The following is a 19,554-nucleotide window of genomic DNA, read 5'->3' as shown; positions in this document are numbered from 1 at the left end:
GTATTTTTTGATAGCGAAAAAGAGTATTTTTTAAATTGACTTTTTTACTAGAAGATTTTATTTAGCCTTAAATCTAATTCTGGGAAATAAGAGAAAGGGCTTTTTTATACTTGAAAACAGCGATCTAAACGATTTTTTTTATACTTTAATAGCTCTTCAACTAAAACTAAAAAAGCATGGCGCAGTTTGATGTTAATATAAATGGCAAGAATCTATCGGTAGATGTAGAGCCAGATACCCCTTTACTATGGGTTTTGAGAGACAATTTAAAGCTTGTGGGCACAAAATATGGCTGTGGAATAGCACAATGTGGTGCCTGCACTGTTCATTTTAATGGCTCAGCAGTAAGATCCTGTCAGGTGGCAATTTCAGCGGTAAAAGATAATGAAATTACTACTATAGAAGGTCTTTCTAAAGAAGGTGATCATCCGGTGCAAAAAGCCTGGTTGGAACATGACGTGCCTCAATGCGGTTATTGCCAGGCCGGGCAGATTATGGCAGCCACCGCACTTCTAAAAAATAATCCCAGTCCCAGCGATAAAGAAATTGAAGATGTAATGAGCGGCAATATTTGCCGATGTGGTACATATACGAGGATAAAAGCGGCTATCAAATCAGCTTCCCAATCAGTTTAAATGTGATTACAATTAAATCCGGAAAAAATGAGTAAAGTAAAAACAGGAATAGGCAGACGATCTTTTATTAAAAGTATTTCTCTTGCCGGAGGTGGATTATTAATAGGTTTTAACTGGCTGGCTTGTAAACGTGCGGCAGAGCAAGGAACAGAAGAAATAGCGATGGAAATGCCAGATGAGTGGTTTGAACTTAATGGTTATTTAAAAATAGGAGATAATGGGATTGTTACTATTTATTCTCCAAATCCTGAAATAGGTCAAAATGTTAAGACTTCTATGCCTATGATCGTGGCCGAAGAACTTGATGTAGCCTGGAGTAATGTAATCGTAGAACAGGCACCTTTAAATCTTGATGTTTTTACCAGGCAATTGGCCGGCGGAAGCCAATCAATTCGCCAGGGATGGGAGCCTTTAAGAATGGCAGGTGCCACGGCTAAACAAATGTTAATTAGGGCAGCGGCAAATGAATGGGACGTACCGGTTTCTGAACTTTCTGTGGAAAATGGAATTATTAGTCATAAAGGAAGTGATAAATCTATAGGATACGGCGAGATAGCTAAAGCAGCCGGACAGCTTGAAGTGCCTGAGGAAGTTGAACTTAAAGAGAATAGTGATTTTAAAATAATAGGTACTTCACGTGAAAATGTAGACGCCAAAGAAATTGTTACAGGAAAACCTTTATATGGTATTGATATTCATCGTGATGATATGCTAATCGCTATGATTCTTCAGCCGCCGGCCTTCGGGATGGAGTTTAAATCTATGGATGCTGAAAAAGTAAAGGAAATGCCCGGAATAGTAGATGTTTTTACTATAGATACTTATCCGGAAGATATGGAAAGGGAATGGAGTGACGTAGCTGCGTTTTCTAAATTGGTGGTAGTTGTTGGGGAATCAACCTGGCAGGTAATGAAGGCAAAAAAAGCATTAAAAGTTGAATGGGATCTAAATCCTGAATTGACAAAACAAATTCAAATTTTAGAAAAATCCCCAGCTTTGGCAGATTCCGGTGGACTCGAAAACTCAGATATTCATTACTCTCTAATGAATCAGGCCGGTTCCACAAAATCTGAAGTTGTGAGAAAAGATGGCGAACCGGAAGCGGCTTTTAAAAATGCCTCGCGCGTAATTGAACGTTCTTATACCTGTCCTTTTCTTGCTCATAATTGTATGGAACCCATGAACTTTTTTGCCGATGTAACCGATGAGAAAGCAGAGTTGCTGGGGCCTATTCAAACTCCGGAGTTTGCTGAAAAGAGTGTAAATAAACGATTAGGGTTAGACCTTGAAAATATTGATATACAAATGACTCGTATGGGCGGTGGATTTGGTCGCCGGCTTTATGGAAATTTTTTGGTTGAAGCTGCAGTTATTTCCCATAAAATGGGAGCGCCAATAAAACTTGTATATAGTCGGGAAGATGATATGACCAATGGCGTTTATCGGCCTGCCTATCAGGTTACTTATAAGGCTGCACTAGATGGGAATAATAAGCTTACCGCCTTTCACGTGAATGCCGGTGGTATAACTGAAAGTCCGCTTTTTGCCAATCGTTTTCCGGCAGGAGCGGTAGATAACTATCTTGCCGAAAGCTGGACGGTAGAATCAAATATTTCTACAGGAGCATTTAGAGCACCCAGATCAAATTTTATTGCCGGGGCAGAACAATCGTTTTTAGATGAACTTGCTGAAGAAATGGGGCAGGATCCTATTCAGTTTCGTCTTGATATGCTTAAGAGAGCAAAAAGTGATCCCGTAGGAGAAAATAATGATTATGATCCCGCTCGTTATGCAGGAGTTTTAGAGTTGGTAAGAGATAAAGCCGGCTGGAATAGTAATGGCACTACCGCCAGCAGGGGAGTGGCAGCGTATTACTGCCATAATTCTTACGTTGCACAGATCCTGGACCTGAATTTAAAAGATAATGAACCAATAATAGATAAAGTTACCTGTGCGATAGACTGCGGAATTGTGGTAAATCCTGATGCCGCTAAAAATATGGTTGAAGGTGGAACTATTGATGGAATTGGACACGCTTTATATAGTGAGCTAACATTTAAAGATGGTGTTGTCCAACAAAACAATTTTGATTCTTACCGGCTTATTCGTCATCACGAAGCGCCGAAGCAAATTGATGTACATTTTGTTAAAAACGGCATAGACCCCACAGGGCTTGGGGAGCCACCATTTCCGCCGGTGCAGGGAGCATTGGCCAATGCGCTTTACAAGGCAAGCGGAAAAAGAATTTACAAGCAACCTTTTCTACCCGAAATAAATACTGAAAGCCGGGAAATAAAAACCTAAGCTGAAACAAAAATTAAGAAATCACTTAGTGAAACATCAAACTTTGCTTAAAGTGAAATAAATTGAAAGGGAATTTTTAAAGATCTTCCCTTTTACAATGGACCTCATTTTACATAGAAATTTCAAAGTAATGTCAGTAAAGAAGAAAATTTATTTGGATTATAATGCAACTACTCCTGTAGACAAAAGAGTGGTTGATGCTATGCTGCCATATTTTACTGAAAATTTTGGAAACGCCAATAGTGACCATGTTTATGGATGGGATGCCGGTGAAGCTGTTGAAAACTCCAGGGAGCAAATTGCCAAATTGTTAAACTGTAAACCTACAGAACTCACTTTCACCTCTGGTGCTACCGAAGCTGCTAATCTCGCCATATTCGGTTTTTGTGAGAGAAATAAGTTGAAAGGAAATCATATTATTACCTGCAAAACTGAGCATAAAGCCATTCTAGATACCATGCAAGTGCTTGAAAATAGGGGTTTTGAAGTTACTTACCTGGATGTAGATGCCGATGGGAATATTGATCTTCAGGAATTAGAGAATTCAATGAGTACCCAAACTATTTTGGTTTGTCTTATGCTGGCGAATAATGAAACAGGACTCATTCACCCAATGCAAAAAATTGAAAAAATAGTCCATTCAAAAGACACGAAATTGATGAGTGACATTACACAGGCTATCGGTAAAATTCCTGTTGATCTCAAAAAGCTGAATTTAGACCTGGCTATCTTTTCTTCCCATAAAATTTACGGGCCTAAAGGGGTTGGAGCCTTGTATATTAATAAAAGAAATAGACTTGAACTTGATCCATACTTTTTTGGTGGCGGACAAGAAAAAAGATTACGCCCCGGTACCCTAAACGTGCCGGGAATTGTTGGTTTTGGAAAAGCCGCTGAGGTTGCCCATTTAGAAACTGAAATTGAGTGTGAGAGAATTATAAACCTGAGGAATAAATTAGAAAGGAATTTAAGAAAAATTGAGGGAGCTGTAATTAATGCTGAAAAATGTAACCGACTTCCAAATACTACCAGTATCTCTTTTCGAGAGATAGATGGCAGCCTTTTATTAAGAAAACTGAATAGTCTCGCTATCTCACGTGGCTCAGCCTGTACCTCAAATACAATTTCAGCTTCCCATGTTTTAAAAGCAATGGGATTAAGTGATGAGCTCGCGCTTTCGTCTTTTCGTATTAGTTTAGGAAAGAAAACAACTCTTGCAGATATTGAATTTTCGGTTGAAGAGATAACTAATGGCATAGAGGAGTTTAAGCAGACAATGGTATGAGAGAACTGGATGTTATTATAGGGCAATATATACTTTTGAAGGCACAAAAGGTAGATTGCGTTCTTGCAACAGTGGTTCATGTGGAAGGTTCATCTTACCGAAGAGCTGGAGCACGAATGTTAATAGATGAATTCGGAAATCTTACGGGAGCAATTAGTGGCGGTTGTTTGGAAGGAGATGCATTGCGAAAAGCACTCCATGCATTGCATCAGCGAAAAAATAAACTGATTACCTATGATACCAGTGATGAAGATGATGCGGTAATTGGAGCTCAGTTAGGGTGCAATGGGATTATTCAGGTGTTGTTTGAACCGCTTAATTATCTAGATGAACTTAATCCCTGTGAGTTGCTAAAAAATGTAATTAATCTGAAGCATCCTTTGGCAATCGTGGTACAGTTTAATCTGAATAAATCAAAAGCACAACTGGGAACTAAAATGATAATTTCAGGTAAATCAGAAGTTATTGGCATAAGTCCGGAAGGGGAATTATTTAATCATATCCTTGCACAAGCACTTATAACGCTTAAAAATAATAATTCCCACTTCGCAGAATTTTTAATTGGGGATGAAACTCATCATATTTTTATAGAGAATTATCGGCCACCGGTGAAATTGATTATTGTTGGTGCCGGTAATGATGCTCAAATCCTGGCGAAACAGGCCGATTTATTGGGCTGGAAGGTAACGGTAACTGATGGCCGACCTACTCACGCCAGTAAAGACCGGTTTAATGCTTCCTGCAGAGTAATTGTTTCCAAACCTGAACAAACCCTGGAGAATATTGAAGTAGACCAACGAAGCTACTTTGTGTTGATGAGCCATAATTACAATTATGACCTGGCGGTTTTAAAGTTACTATTAGGGAAAAAGACAATCCCATATATTGGAATTCTTGGCCCACAGAAAAAGTATCGAAGAATGTTAGATGAACTGGAGGAAGAAGGATTTAATCTTACCCGTGAAGATTTTAATAAAATTTATGCTCCTGTAGGTTTGGAGATAGGGGCGGAGACGCCCGCAGAAATAGGACTTTCAATTTTGGCAGAAATTCAATCGGTTTTAACCGAAAAGAAGGGGAGACCCTTAAGAGAAAAATCGACACCTATTCACGAAAAAGAGAATACCCATTTTAAGCAGGTCCAGATTTGAAAGAAAATTCAAAAATTGGCGTGGTAATTCTGGCAGCAGGTTCTTCCAGTAGACTTGGTTATCCAAAACAACTGGTAAAATTCAGAAAAAAAACATTACTTCAGCATAGTATTGAGGTTGCAGAATCTTTCAATTTTGCCATCAATATTCTAGTTTTAGGAGCAAATGCAACGGAAATTGAAATGAAAACTGAGTGTAGGAATTTCCAAATCGTGTACAACCAGGAATGGGAAAAGGGAATGGGCACGAGCATAGGCAAAGGAATTTCTGAAGCTTTAAAACTCGAAAATGAGCTGGATTATATTCTTATCCTGCTTTCAGATCAACCCTTTGTAACTGCACAGAAAATTGAGGAATTAGTACAAGTACAACTCAATGGCGATAAACCGGCAACATTTTCAGAATATTCAGGCGAAACTGGTGTGCCGGCTATATTCTCCCAATCACTTTTTTCCGATTTAAAAATGCTAAAAGGGGACCAGGGAGCGAAAAAACTGCTCCATACTAAGAACCTGAAATTTGAAACTGTGCCTTTTGAAAATGCAAATTTTGATGTGGATACTGCTGCCGATGTTGAATTACTAAAGAAAATGGAAGAAAAATTTAATTAGGTTTATAGCACTTTATTACTACCTTTCACAAGAAATACTGAGCAAAACTCAGTTTTAATTTTATAATATTTATTCGTTTCTATTCCTAATTTTAATCCCAGTCCAGTAAGCGTTTTTCCCCTTCTATATTCTTAATATCGGTAATATCCTGTGACATTTCAATTACACCCTGGTAATTTTTTTGCGCGTCTCTAACAGCAAAATACCTAATGTAAATAAGGCGCCCTTTAAAATTAATCCAGAAAGATGATTCACTTTTGGTGCCTTTTTTAAATTCTTCCAGAATTTTTAAAACGGTCCCTACACTTCTTGGAGGATGACAAAATTTTACTTCCCGGCCAATGATGCCCGCGCTTCGGGGGAATACCCGTTCTTCTCCACGATTGTAAAATATAACTTTATCATTTTTATCTACATAAGTGAGGTCTAACGGCATAGTTTTAAGAAGCAGATTCACCTGTTCTACAGTCATATAACCCTCATCATAGTGAGCGGTATTCTCAAGGGAAAATGAATGTTCTCTTTTAGTAAAATCCTTACTGGGATGTATATATTCCTGATTAGGAAATGCCGGTGGAACCTGCGGTAGCATCCATCCTATTTCCTCTTCGCCGGCACGTACTTTTGTCCAGTCTTCTTCTGTCAATATTTTTAATGAGTTTGGAAAAAGCGTTGTTTCTTCAATTAATAGTAATCTAAAAATTCCGCTAATAAGATATTGTATATCCTTGTCTAATTCTTCTATTTCTTTTGCTTCAATTTTTTTTCTCAATAATCTAAACTGCTCCCTTAAAGTGTCGTGAAAAGACCACATTCCCTGCGAAGGACCATTCCAGCCTCTTTTTTCCAAAAAGGGGAATAGTTGATTCTCCTTCCGCTCAAAACGCCTTTCTATAGCTTGCAATTGATTAAAAATATTATAGAATTTCTGGTATTCAGAGGCTGGATCGGTAAGCTTTAGTTCTTCTGTAAGTATGGTGATCAATTCTTTTTCCTGGAAATATACGCTTACCGGATGTCCTGCGGGAAGTTGAGAAGTATCAATCGTTTCATTCATTTCTGTAAAATTTAATTTTTACAAAGAAAGATTTTCAGGTGTCTACAAATTTATGATCGCAATCACATTCTAATAATTTGTATAAATAACTGTAAACGTTGAATTTCTTAATACGGAAGAAAAATTCAGAATTTATAAGAACTTCTTTTTTCCTGATTAAGGTCATAAAACGCAGAGTAAAATCGCTTTAATTTTACTCCGATTGTATGTTTCTGAAAGTCTCAGAAGCTTAAGTTTTCTATAAATCCAGAACTCTTTTTTTATTAAAAATAATAATAATGAATATGTTAACGGAAAATAAACTATCACTGCAAGACGAGATTTCCATATTAAAAAAAGCAAAAAATGCCGTGATCCTGGCTCATTATTACCAGGAACCTGAAATCCAGGAGATCGCCGATTTTGTTGGAGATAGTTTAGAGTTGGCAAAAAAGGCGGCTGCAACCAATGCTGATATTATTGTTTTCGCCGGCGTGCATTTTATGGCTGAAACGGCCAAAATTCTTAATCCCTCTAAAAAAGTTCTTTTACCCGATCTTAACGCGGGTTGTTCTTTAGCTGAAAGTTGTCCTCCGGGAGCTTTTCAGAAATTAAAAGATCAATATCCAAATCACGTGGTGGTAACTTATATTAATTGTTCTGCTGAAATTAAAGCAATGAGTGATGTTGTTTGTACCTCTTCCAATGCTGAAAAGGTGATAAATTCTATTCCTTTAGATAAACCAATCATTTTTGCGCCAGATAAGAACCTGGGCCGTTATTTAATAGAAAAAACCGGCAGGAAAATGTTACTCTGGGATGGCGCGTGTGTTGTACACGAAGCTTTTTCTATAGATAAATTGCTGGAATTGTACGGGAAGTATCCTTCAGCTAAAATTATAGCTCATCCAGAATCAGAAGAGCATATTCTTAAGATTGCCAATTACATAGGCTCTACTTCAGGAATGCTCAATTTCGTTAAATCCAGTAAGCATGAAACTTTTATTGTAGCTACTGAAGCAGGAATTCTACACCAAATGCAAATGGATGTACCACATAAAACCTTGATTCCAGCACCGGCAAAAGAAGATAATACCTGCGCTTGCAGTGAATGTGCGTTTATGAAAATGAATACACTACAGAAATTATACACCTGCCTAAAGGAAGAATCTCCCGAAATAATACTCGAAGAAAGCCTGATGAAAAATGCTCACAGGCCAATAGCACGTATGATGGAATTGTAATTTATGAAAGCAGATGTTATAGTTATAGGTTCAGGAATTGCAGGTTTATCATTTGCAATTAAAGTTGCGGCAGCAAAACCCGAGGCAATTATTCTGGTACTAACAAAGAGTAATAATGAGGTAGGAAATACCACAAAAGCACAAGGGGGAATTGCGGTAGTACTCGATAAAGTAAGGGATAGTTTTGAACAACATATAGAGGATACAATGAAAGCCGGCAAGGGCCTTAGTGATCCCAAAGTTGTGAAAATGGTAATTTCGCAGGCCCCAGAGAGGTTGTATGAGCTTATTAATTGGGGCACCAGCTTTGATGCTAATGAACTGGGCGAGCTGAAACTTGGACTTGAAGGTGGCCATTCGCAAAAACGTATTGTACATCATCAGGATCTTACGGGAAAAGAGATGGAGACAAAGCTGCTTCAAAAAGCAGCATCTTATTCAAATATAATTTTTCACGATCATTATTTTGTAACCGATTTAATTCTGAAAAAAGAAGAATCTAGTACATCCTGTATAGGAGTAAAGGTGATAAACAGGCAAAAGAGTGAACTGGTAAATATTAGTTCCCGTATTACTTTTCTTGCCACCGGTGGAAGTGGCAGGATATTTCAAAACACCACCAATCCGTCAGTTGCAACAGGAGATGGGATAGCTATGGCGCATCGAGCCGGCGCGAAAATATCAAATATGAATTTTATTCAATTTCATCCTACCGCACTTTATACAAAAGACCAACATTCATTATTCCTTATTTCTGAAGCCGTTAGAGGTTTTGGGGCACACGTGGTGAACCATACCGGAAATAGATTTCTCTTTAAATATAATATTAAGGGAGAACTGGCCACGCGCGATATAGTTTCTGAAGCGATTATAAGAGAATTGAAACGATCAGGTAGAAATTCAGTGTTTCTGGATTGCCGTCATCTTCCTCCCGAAGCTTTCATAAGTAATTTTCCAACTATTGTACAACATTGTTTAGATTTAGGCATTAATTTTCAAGAAGATCTTCTCCCTATTGTGCCAGCCGCTCATTATCAATGTGGCGGAATTCAGGTAGATCAGTTCACAAGAACCAGCATTAATAAGTTGTATGCTTCGGGAGAATGTGCACACACCGGCTTACATGGGGCAAACAGGCTGGCTTCTAATTCTTTGTTGGAAGCACTGGTATTTTCTCACCAGGCTGCAAATAAGGTGGTAAGTGAATTAGATTCAATCCCGATTCAAGAGCTTCAGCAAGAAGTAGTTCATCAAAATAAAGAAACCGGAAAAGAAAGTGATATTCTAACGAATCTTGAAAAAGATTTAAACCGAATCATGAGTTATAATCTACTTTATACTTCCGAGGAAAAGAAAAAGAAAAAAGCACTGGTAAAATTGAGATTTTTAGAAGAAGAACTTGAAAAATTATCAGGGAACAAGAATCCGGAATTTTTTGAGCTGAAAAATATGATTCAAACAGCAATATTAGTTGTTCAACATGCGATTAAATACAAGTTTTTTAATAATAATGAAATTTTTAAGTATCCGGTATAACCAGGAAATATAACTTTTCTGATTTACTGATATCAAGCTTCATTTTTATAAGTTTTTACTCTACATATTTCCCTGGGTTAGATTATATAGGTTGTAGCCAAATAAAATAAGAATGGTAAGTAACGCAAGAATGGTAGGTATAGGAATATTATTTACATTCAAAGGAATATGAAAAGGGGCTTTTTTCTTATTTTTTCTGTTTTTATACCGAAAGATTAATAACGAAAAATTCACCATCCCAAAGACTATAAAAATAAAAATATTACTGATACTGGCTACCATTTTTAAATCTCCTATCAGCCCGAAGCCAATAGCCAGAAATGCTATGGCAATGATGGCGTAATTGGGGGCATTCCCTATTCCTGAAATGGTTGTAAACTTCTTCAGCCATTTTACCTCACTATCCCTGGCCATATCGTAAAGTAGGCGAGAGGTCCCCAGTATATTACTCAGTATTGTTTTACTTGTTGCAAAAAGAGCTACTATAACCAATCCAGTAGCACCAGCTGTACCTAATTTAGTTTCTATTACTGCCGCCAATGGCCCTTCTGATTCTGCAAGCTTTTCCCAGTCTAAAACACTCACAGAACTTATTGCAATGAGTACATACATTACCAACACGGCCAAACCACTTAAAAGAACACCTTTCGGCATATTTTTCTCGGGATTTTTAGTTTCTTCTGCCATTTTTACAAGATCTTCAAAACCTATATAACTAAAGAAAATTAATGCACCACCGGCTATAATACCATTCCAGCCAGCATCATTAAGTTGAGTAAGATCTGTAGAGCCAAACTCGGGAATACAAACGGCAATCACTACGCCCAGTCCTGCAAGAGTTATAATAGTTGCCACCGAGTTATAGTAAGAACTGTATTTGGCACCAAAAATATTGAATAAGGCCATTAACGCCACAACACCTATTACAATTATCCACGTGGAAAATTCCCATAATCTTGTGAGGTAACTGGCAAAGCTAATAGCAATGGCAGCTGCCGCTACCACGCCGGTAAATACCATAAAAATAGACATAAAAAAAAGCCGGCTTTTTGCCCAGACTTTGTTTAATATATTCAAAACTACCTCCGGAATCGGGAAATCGACTAACAAATTCGGCGTAAGATAAGCCGGATAAAAGCGCCACTGTTGCAGCAATAATAAAGCTTAGCCAAAGCATATTACCCCCAAGGGCTGCTGCTTCTCCAATAATTGCATATATCCCGGCGCCTACTATACCGCCAATTCCAAACATTAATATATCCCATAATCCCAGGGATCTTTTAAGTTTCTTTTTTCCCATAGCTACAATTTAAATTTTATGTTATGAATGGCTAAACTTTTAACTTCATCTAAATAAAAAATAACATTCTATTTGAATTTATGGAATTGTTGGATTGTTTCGATTTGCTTATTTTACTGGAAATTGATAATGGGAGGGTGATATTATTAAAGTCAACAGAGCTATATTCCAAAATCACCAAAAGCTTACATTAGTAGATTTCCCGTTTACAGTCATCGTGAATAGGCCTCTTTTAAAAAGAATGATTATATAATAAGATTTTTTTGAGTATAATGAACTTAGCTAACAGCGAAGATTCATAAATAGTAAGCTATTTTTGAAAATTAGAACAGTAGTTTCAGAATTTCTTCTTCTAACTTGTTGGGGTCAAATTTCACAGATTTCCATATAGTAAGATTAAGTTCTTAAAAAATGGTCTTTTCGCTTTGATAATAGTAAATAAGCACTTTAATTTGTGGCTTCAATTAAATAGATGACTTACTGAGTCATTAAATATTCAAAAGCATTGAAATTGAGCAGATACTATTAATCGGGATGTGGCGCAGTCTGGTAGCGTATACGCCTGGGGGGCGTGGGGTCGCAGGTTCAAATCCTGTCATCCCGACTTTTACAAGTTATATTTTAACATAAAAAAAGGGTAATTGTATGTTTTTCATATAATTACTCTTTTTTTTTGTGCTCAAAATTTAACAAATAGTGTTAAATTTTATGTGAGTTCACCGTGAGTTCACTGTGAATTTGTGAGTTTATCGTGAGTTATTTTTTAGTATTTTTAGCTTACCGATACTCCATAATTATGTCTTGGTAGTTTGACTTTCGCCTTAATTAATTGTTTCATTTAAACAACAAAGCTATGCGTACCAGTCAAACCTTTTCCATCTCTTTTATTATTCGCAAAAATAAAAAGCAACCTGAATTAGCTCTCCTCTATGCCCGAATTACCAAAAACACAATAAGATGCGTCGAGTTACCTATTGGAATTCCAAATTAAAACGAGCGAATTGGAGGACCGTTAATGGAAAAATCCCCCAACTATCTTCATTATTAATTTGATTCTTTCTTATTTTACAAAATTGGTGTGAACTTGGAAATATTAAAGCCTTATCCTATATCCAAATTTCTAAATAACCTACAGAATTATCCAAACTGAAATTACGCTGTTTATAATCTAGTAGAAGAATTTATCTTTGGGTAGAGACTGTATTTTCCTTAAAAATCAAACTAATTAAAGTTCCTTTATTTTGCTTACTTATAACTTGAATTTTCCCCCCGTGGAGTGTCATTATTTGTTTGGAAAGGCTTAATCCAATACCGCTGCCTTCTTTTTTTGTGGTGAAAAAAGGAACAAAAATTCGGTCTTTAATTTCCTCTGGAATTCCGGGGCCATTATCGGTAACCGAAATTACCACCTGCCCGTCAAATTTCTTTTGGGCTAAAACTTTTACTCTCGGGTTTGGGGTATTTTCACAAGCTTCGGTGGCATTAAGGATGAGGTTTATTAAAACCTGTTCCAACAAATAGGCATCAGCTTCCACCTTTAAATTGGAATCTTTTAATTCAAAATCCAATAGTATATTTTTTTCTTTCCCCGGTTTTAATAGGTTTTGCAAATTTTTAAACAATTCACTTAATTGAATTTGTTCTTTATCAATCTTGGTGACTTTACTCAAACTGCGATAGGTTTTTGCAAATTTCAGTAAGCCTTCACTTCGTTTTTCTATGCTAGATAAACCGGCATTAAGATCTTCAATATCTAGGCTATTTTCTTTCGGATTTTGTTGGTGCATCTCTGCCTGAAATTTTAGCGTACCAGCCAGCGAAGAAATAGGGGCGATGGAGTTCATAATTTCGTGCGTCATGACACTAAGCAATTTTTTCCAGGCTTCAGATTCTGTTTTATTCAGGGTGTCTTCAATATTATGGAGCACAATTAATTTAAATGATTTTTCTCCAACATTGAAAAGGGCATTCGATATTAAGACTTTAATGGTTTCTTTTTTAATCGGTATTTCCAGGGCGTTTGCTTCTGAATAAAAATTTTCAAAAAGGAGTTGATTCACTTCCTTATTTCTACTTTTCACAAAACTGATATTCTTAAAAGAAGGGAAATCCAATGAATTCTGAAAAGCTTCATTCGCCCACAAGACTTCACCATTTTTTGTGTTATAAGCGAGAATCCCAATATCAATAAGTTCGAGTATTTTTTGCAAATACAGGTATTGTGTTTCTTTTTCTGAATTTATTTCCCTTATCACTTTATTCACAGTATTAAAACCCTGATATAAAGATTGAATATCCGGGGATTTGTTCTTTTCCAGATAATGCCTGGAAAAATCACGGTATTTAATAGATTCAAAAAAATCTTTTATAATGTCAAAACGCCGACTTAGAAAACGGAAAAATTCATAAGTAATTAGTATTAATATAACCAGCGAAGCCGTTGCTAATAAATAATAGGTTTTAAGAACGGCAAACATTAAAATTCCAATGACGATAATCAAAAGAAAAATCCGAATAAAAACTCCGGTATGATAGCTTTTAAAGGTCATATTTCTCTAGTCTTCTATAAAGTGCGGCCCTTGTAATTCCCAGTTCTTTCGCAGATTTAGAAATATTCCCCCTGTTTTTATCGATAACCTTTAAGATGGTATTCTTTTCGACAGTTTCCAGGCGGGTATCTTCAATATCATTATTTTCTATTTTACTCTCTATTGCTGAAAATGAAAGGTCGTTTGCGGTAAGGAAAGAACCTTCTGTCATAATCACCGCCCGCTCGATTACAAATTGCAATTCCCGGATGTTACCCGGAAAGTTGTGATTTTTTAATTTACTTAAAAATCCTGGATCCAATTTAAACGGACCTTTGGCATACTTTTCAGAATAAAGCTCCAAAAAATACCTGGTGAGCAAGGTAATATCGGTGCCTCGCAATCGTAACGGTGGTACAATAATGTCTACCGTATTTATTCGGTAAATTAAATCTTTTCTGAATTTAGCTTCATTAGATAATTCTGAAATATCTAGGTTGGTGGCGCAAATCAGCCGAATATCTATCGGGATCACTTCATTAGATCCAAGCGGACTAATCTGCCGGTTTTGAAGTACAGTGAGTAATCTTGCCTGTTGGCTAAGACTTATATTCCCTATTTCATCAAGAAAAAGTGTACCGCCTTGAGCAGCTTCAAATCTACCTTTTCGGTCTTCTCTGGCATCGGTAAAAGCACCTTTTTTATACCCGAACAATTCACTCTCAAATAGGGTTGAAGTAAGCGCGCCCACATCAACTTTTACGAAAGCTTTATTTTTTCTGTTTGAGTTGTCGTGAATGGCTCTAGCCACCAGATCTTTTCCAGTACCGTTTTCTCCCAGGATTAAAATATTCGCATCGGTTGGTGCTACTTTCTGTATTTTTTGAAAAACCTCCCGAATTTCTGCGCTTTCACCTATTATTTTAGATCCGTTCGTATTGGTTTTTATAGATTTTCCTTTGCTTTTCCTGTTTTGAAGCATTTCCTGCAAAGACTCGATTACCTTTTTATTCTGCCAGGGTTTGACTATAAAATCTGAAGCACCTTCTTTTAAAGATCGTATGGCAAGATCAATATCACCGTAAGCCGTTATTAAAACTACATCGATATCTGGCGTAATTTCCTTAATCCTTTTAAGCCAAAAAATACCTTCATTTCCCGTATTTACGAGTCCGTTAAAGTTCATATCCAAAATCACCACATCAAAACGAGAAGCTGTAAGTAGGGAATTTATATTTCCGGGTTGTTTTTCAACAGTAATTTCAACAACAAAAGGTTTTAACAAAAGGCGAAGCGCAGTCAGTACGTCCTGATCATCGTCTATAATAAGTATTTTGGCATTCTTAAGTTGCATAGCTACAATATTACAATTTAATCAGAAGGCTTTAGAATTTCAACAAGACAAAAAACCACCACAACAAAATTGTATTATAAGCGAACACCAGGTGTTCGAAAATGAACACTTTTTATTCATTAAAAAACTATAAATATATGATTTATAAGCGCTTAAGTTTATGGCACTGTATTGTCTATAAACTAATAGGAAACAAATTATTTTATGGACATACCGCTTAAAAAGAAACGCTTTACCCCTAAAAAGATCGCCATAATTGGAGGATCGGTTTTAATCGTTGCACTAATCGTCTTTGTGTTAATTTCTTCTACAGGAAATTCCAAATTGAATGTTGAAAAAGAAAGGATAAGCATTAGTGAAGTAAAGAAAGGAAATTTTCAGGAGAATATACCAGTAAACGGAGCGGTGCTGCCAATAAAAACTATTTACCTGGATGCTATTGAAGGTGGGCGTGTAGAAGAAAAATTTGTGGAAGATGGAGCAATGATGGAGGAAGGTGAACCCATCCTAAGGCTTTCGAATACCGATTTGGAATTAAGCCTGGTCAATCAAGAAACCTCGGTGTACGATTTACTTACTCAAATGCAAATTTCGCAAACCGCAGCCAGGCAAAACACTATTAATCGATTAAACCAATTGACTGATGTTGAAAATAGCTTAAAGGAGGCAGACAGGGTTTATAAATTAAATAAACGATTATTGGAAAAAGGGGCTATCGGCAAACAGGAGTATCTGGAATCTAAGAATAATTACACGTATCAAAAGGAACGTATGAAGTTGGCAAAAGAGGTCATGGAGCAAGATTCTATCGCTACAAAACAGGAAATTACTCAGAGCAGGGAATCCTATCAGCGTACTCAAAAAGCGCTTGAATTGATGCGGAAAAAAGTAGAAGATTTGATGGTTAGAGCGCCAATAGATGGACAGCTTACCTCGCTAAATGCTGAAATTGGGGAATCTAAGACTAAAGGAGAACGTCTAGGGCAAATAGATGTGCTTAGCGGATACAAAATTAGGGCAGAAATAGACGAACATTATATTTCAAGAATCGTAACCGGGCAGGAGGGAACCTTTAATATTAATGGGGAAGAAGTCATTTTGGAGATCAAGAAAGTATATACTCAAGTAAATAATGGCCGCTTCCAGGTAGACATGGAATTTAAAGAGGAAGAGCCAAAGAACCTGCGCCGCGGACAAACGTTTCAGATTAGGCTGGCCCTAAGCCAGGAGAAAGAAGCGATATTAATTCCTAAGGGAGGATTTTTCCAGCAAACTGGTGGGAACTGGGTTTTTAAATTGAGTGAGGATGGAAAAACGGCGTATAAAGCTCCCATTCAATTAGGGAGTCAAAATACCGAATATTATGAAGTCCTTGAAGGGATTGAACCTGGAGATAGGGTAATTACTTCCAGTTATTCTAATTTTGGTGATATTGAAGAACTAGTTTTAGATTAAGAATATTAAAGAAAAAATTAAAAGATAAATCTGATCAAAATGATAAAAATTACCAATCTCGAGAAATATTATCAAACCGAAGAGGTACAAACCATAGCGCTGAATAAACTTTCGTTTGAAGTAAAGGAAGGAGAATTTGCGGCTATTATGGGGCCTTCCGGATGTGGGAAATCTACCCTGCTAAACATTCTTGGGCTTTTGGACGATCCTGATGGCGGGAGTTATCTATTTAATGGGATAGAAGTAGCTGGATATAACGAGAGAAAAAGGGCACAACTTAGAAAGCACAATATTGGGTTTGTGTTCCAGAGTTTTAATTTAATTGACGAGCTAAGCGTTTTTGAAAATGTGGAACTTCCGCTGATCTATACCGGGGTTAAACCAGCAGAACGTAAAGAAAGAGTGCACCAGGTTTTGGAGAAAATGGGAATTATGCACCGCAGAAAACATTTTCCACAGCAACTATCGGGTGGACAGCAGCAAAGGGTGGCTGTTGCCCGGGCTGTGGTGAACAATCCAAAACTCATTCTTGCTGATGAGCCCACCGGAAACCTTGATAGTAGCAACGGGAACGAGGTAATGGATTTGCTAACCGAACTCAACGAAGCGGGAACCACCATCATCATGGTTACCCACAGCGAACATGACGCCAAATTCAGCCATCGAATTATCAGGATGCTGGATGGTGAAAAAGTAACCGAAAATGTGTTGGTTTAAAACCGGGTCATTCATCAATCAATTATTAATTATGATCAGAAATTATTTTAAAATCGCGTGGCGGAATATCTCTAGAAATAAAGGCTATAGCGCCCTAAATATTTTTGGATTGGCTATAGGAATAACTTGTGCGAGCCTTATTCTACTTTGGGTAGAAGATGAGGTGAATTTTGATAAGGGAATTAAAGATAAAAATTTAGTCTTTAATGTTCCTACCAATCAAAAATATGATGGGGAGTGGCGTACTTTTTTTATGGCGACCCCGGGACCCTTAGCTTCAGTCTTAAAAGAGGAAATTCCGGAAGTAACAAAAGCTGCACGTCTGCGTGATGAAAATTTCCTTTTTAGTGTAGAAGATCACATAATAAACAGTAAAGGGGCTTATACCGATGAAGACCTCTTTGATATATTTGATCTTAATTTTATAGCGGGCAATCCAAATGAAGCCTTTAAAAATAAAAAAGGAATTATAATCACACAAAAGGTTGCATCTATCCTTTTTGGGAATAGCGAAAAAGTAATAGGTGAAACAATACAGGTTGATCAAAAAAATAATTATACAATAACTGGAATTATTGAAGATCTCCCTGAAAATACTACTTATTCTTTTTCCTGGTTAGTTCCCTTTGAAAATTTTACCGACGGTAAAGAATGGACCAAGGATTATGGAAGCAATTTCACAGACACCTTTGTAAAATTAGCGCCAACAGCCGATGTTGAAAAGGTAGATAAAAAAGTAAGGGCTGTTCTTCCCGCTAAAACTGGTGACAAAGAAACTGAAGCAATTCTGTTTTCGGCCAATGATTGGCATCTGCGTGCCTATTTTAAAGATGGCGAAATTGCTGGTGGACGAATTGAGTATGTGCGCCTGTTTAGCTTCATTGCGCTAATTATTTTAATCATAGCCTGTGTCAACTTTATGAATTTGGCAACCGCCAGGAGCGAAAAACGTGCTGGTGAAGTAGGTATGCGCAAAGCCCTTGGCTCTGGAAGAAAGCAGCTGATTTTTCAATTTACCACCGAGGCTATTTTGAATGCTGTACTGGCAGGAGTTTTAGGTGTTGTAGTTATAATAATAGTACTTCCAGAATTTAACTCTCTGGTAGATAAAAATCTAAGTTTAAACCTTAGCCTTCCTTGGCATATTCTCTCATTATTGGGCATATCGTTAGCTTGTGGGTTACTGGCGGGTTTGTATCCTGCCTTCTATCTGTCAAACTTCAAACCAATTGAAGTTCTGAAAGGAACTCGTAAAAAAGCGGGAAGTGCTTCCCTAATACGTAAATGTCTGGTTGTGGGACAGTTTTCGATTTCTGTAATCTTAATAGTGAGCACGATCGTAGTGTATGAGCAGGTTCATCATGTAAAGAACCGCAATATAGGTTTAGAAAAAGAAAATCTGATAGAAATACCAGCTGCCGGTGGTGAAATAATCAAAAATTTTGAATCGATTGTACAAGAACTAAAGTCTTCTGGAACGGTCGAGAGCGCAGGGCTTATGAATTCACAAATTTTGTCTGACGGGAATAATACTTCAAGTGTAAGATGGCCTGGACGACCAGATGATAAAGATATCTTGATTTCCTTTAGAACTATTACTCCTGAATTTTTAAATGCTACCGGAATGAAATTAAAGGAAGGAAGGGGTTTTGGTAAATCCCAAGCAGCCGATAGTAGTAAGGTATTGATATCTGAAACTTTCGCAAAACTAATGGTTGCTGAAAACCCAGTAGGTACTAAAATACAATGGCAGGAAGAAGAATTTACTGTCACGGGAATAGTTGAAGATTATTTATATGGCGATATGTATGGAAGTAGTGATCCAGTAATGTTCTATCATCAAGTTGAAGGGGCGGACTACTTATATGTGAAACCAAAAAACGGGATTGCCACGGGGAAAGTTTTAACGAAAATTGAAGATGTTCTACAAATACAGAATCCAGGTTTTCCTTTCGAGTACAGATTTGTTGATGATACTTTTAATGCCAGATTTAAAAGCGAACAGCTAGTCGGAAATTTATCTCAGATCTTTGCTATAATAGCAATAATCATTTCCTGTATGGGCCTTTTTGGACTTTCTGCCTATATGGCTGAGCAAAGAAGAAAGGAAATAGGTGTACGTAAAGTGTTAGGCTCTAGTGTGCTGAATATCGTCAAATTACTGTCTAAGGATTTTTTAGTATTAGTAATTATTGCACTTCTTTTTGCGATACCACTAGCCTGGTTTATTATGCATAACTGGTTACAAGATTATGCCTACAGGATAACTATTTCAGCCTGGATTTTTGCATTTGCCGGAGGAAGCGCAATTATAATTGCTTTATTAACAGTAAGTTTTCAAGCCATTAAAGCTGCAACTGCAAATCCCGTAAAAAGTTTAAGAACTGAGTAAGAAGTA

General features: G+C 37.0%; 13 protein-coding genes, 1 tRNA gene and 1 pseudogene. 11 read left to right on the top strand and 4 right to left on the bottom strand.

Features of this window, described 5'->3' with window-relative positions:
• Positions 1–176: 176 nt before the first annotated feature.
• The 5 genes from B5488_RS09680 (at position 177) to B5488_RS09660 (ending at position 5,986) form a co-directional block, all read left to right on the top strand.
• Positions 177–635 carry a (2Fe-2S)-binding protein gene (locus B5488_RS09680; RefSeq protein WP_079735076.1) on the top strand — a complete coding sequence of 153 codons (459 nt, stop codon included), beginning with the start codon at positions 177–179 and terminating at the stop codon, positions 633–635.
• Between the two features lie 27 nt (positions 636–662).
• Positions 663–2,939 (top strand): xanthine dehydrogenase family protein molybdopterin-binding subunit, encoded by a 2,277-nt coding sequence (locus tag B5488_RS09675; RefSeq protein ID WP_079735075.1) that lies wholly within the window; start codon positions 663–665, stop codon positions 2,937–2,939.
• Positions 2,940–3,069: 130 nt separating this feature from the next.
• Positions 3,070–4,224, top strand: coding sequence for a cysteine desulfurase family protein (locus B5488_RS09670; protein WP_079735074.1), 1,155 nt, complete (start codon positions 3,070–3,072; stop codon positions 4,222–4,224).
• The gene (locus B5488_RS09665) at positions 4,221–5,375 is read left to right on the top strand and encodes an XdhC family protein (protein WP_079735073.1); all 1,155 of its coding nucleotides are present in this window, start codon (positions 4,221–4,223) and stop codon (positions 5,373–5,375) included. Before B5488_RS09670 ends, B5488_RS09665 begins: the two co-directional genes overlap by 4 nt.
• A complete protein-coding gene (locus tag B5488_RS09660) occupies positions 5,372–5,986 on the top strand; it encodes a nucleotidyltransferase family protein (RefSeq protein ID WP_079735072.1) in 615 nt (204 codons plus the stop codon). The genes B5488_RS09665 and B5488_RS09660 overlap by 4 nt, the downstream gene beginning before the upstream one ends.
• Before the next feature lie 91 nt (positions 5,987–6,077).
• Here the strand turns inward: B5488_RS09660 and B5488_RS09655 are convergent, their stop codons facing one another.
• The gene (locus tag B5488_RS09655) at positions 6,078–7,043 is read right to left on the bottom strand and encodes a DUF438 domain-containing protein (protein WP_079735071.1); all 966 of its coding nucleotides are present in this window, start codon (positions 7,041–7,043) and stop codon (positions 6,078–6,080) included.
• Between the two features lie 278 nt (positions 7,044–7,321).
• Here B5488_RS09655 and nadA point away from each other — a divergent pair, with 278 nt between their 5' ends.
• Both nadA and nadB read left to right on the top strand, forming a co-directional pair.
• The gene (nadA, locus tag B5488_RS09650) at positions 7,322–8,266 is read left to right on the top strand and encodes a quinolinate synthase NadA (RefSeq protein WP_170065310.1); all 945 of its coding nucleotides are present in this window, start codon (positions 7,322–7,324) and stop codon (positions 8,264–8,266) included.
• A 3-nt stretch (positions 8,267–8,269) separates the two neighbouring features.
• The gene (gene nadB, locus B5488_RS09645; protein WP_079735070.1) at positions 8,270–9,802 is read left to right on the top strand and encodes an L-aspartate oxidase; all 1,533 of its coding nucleotides are present in this window, start codon (positions 8,270–8,272) and stop codon (positions 9,800–9,802) included.
• A 60-nt stretch (positions 9,803–9,862) separates the two neighbouring features.
• Here the strand turns inward: nadB and B5488_RS09640 are convergent.
• Positions 9,863–11,102, bottom strand: a pseudogene (locus tag B5488_RS09640) (APC family permease).
• Between the two features lie 530 nt (positions 11,103–11,632).
• On the opposite strand from B5488_RS09640, the gene B5488_RS09630 reads away from it, so the two are divergent.
• Positions 11,633–11,706: transfer RNA gene (locus tag B5488_RS09630), tRNA-Pro, on the top strand.
• 577 nt (positions 11,707–12,283) lie between these two features.
• On the opposite strand, the gene B5488_RS09625 is transcribed toward B5488_RS09630, so the two are convergent.
• Both B5488_RS09625 and B5488_RS09620 read right to left on the bottom strand, forming a co-directional pair.
• Positions 12,284–13,651: a sensor histidine kinase gene (locus B5488_RS09625; RefSeq protein WP_079735067.1), complete on the bottom strand. Its 1,368-nt coding sequence runs from the start codon at positions 13,649–13,651 to the stop codon at positions 12,284–12,286.
• Entirely contained in the window at positions 13,641–14,984 is a 1,344-nt protein-coding gene (locus tag B5488_RS09620; RefSeq protein ID WP_079735066.1) for a sigma-54-dependent transcriptional regulator, read from the bottom strand. Before B5488_RS09620 ends, B5488_RS09625 begins: the two co-directional genes overlap by 11 nt.
• Before the next feature lie 204 nt (positions 14,985–15,188).
• Between B5488_RS09620 and B5488_RS09615 the strand changes: the two genes are divergently transcribed.
• The 3 genes from B5488_RS09615 to B5488_RS09605 are packed head-to-tail and all read left to right on the top strand — an operon-like array spanning position 15,189 to position 19,548.
• Positions 15,189–16,439, top strand: a complete 1,251-nt coding sequence (locus tag B5488_RS09615) for an efflux RND transporter periplasmic adaptor subunit (protein WP_079735065.1) — start codon at positions 15,189–15,191, stop codon at positions 16,437–16,439.
• Positions 16,440–16,478: 39 nt separating this feature from the next.
• The gene (locus B5488_RS09610; RefSeq protein ID WP_075327454.1) at positions 16,479–17,156 is read left to right on the top strand and encodes an ABC transporter ATP-binding protein; all 678 of its coding nucleotides are present in this window, start codon (positions 16,479–16,481) and stop codon (positions 17,154–17,156) included.
• A 31-nt stretch (positions 17,157–17,187) separates the two neighbouring features.
• On the top strand, positions 17,188–19,548 hold the full coding sequence (locus B5488_RS09605; RefSeq protein WP_079735064.1) for an ABC transporter permease: 2,361 nt from the start codon (positions 17,188–17,190) through the stop codon (positions 19,546–19,548).
• The last annotated feature ends 6 nt before the right edge of the window (positions 19,549–19,554 follow it).

Source organism: Salegentibacter salegens (genome assembly GCF_900142975.1).
GTDB lineage: Bacteria > Bacteroidota > Bacteroidia > Flavobacteriales > Flavobacteriaceae > Salegentibacter > Salegentibacter salegens.
Note: the sequence above shows the minus strand (reverse complement) of the source record. Positions and strands in the feature narration are given on the sequence as shown.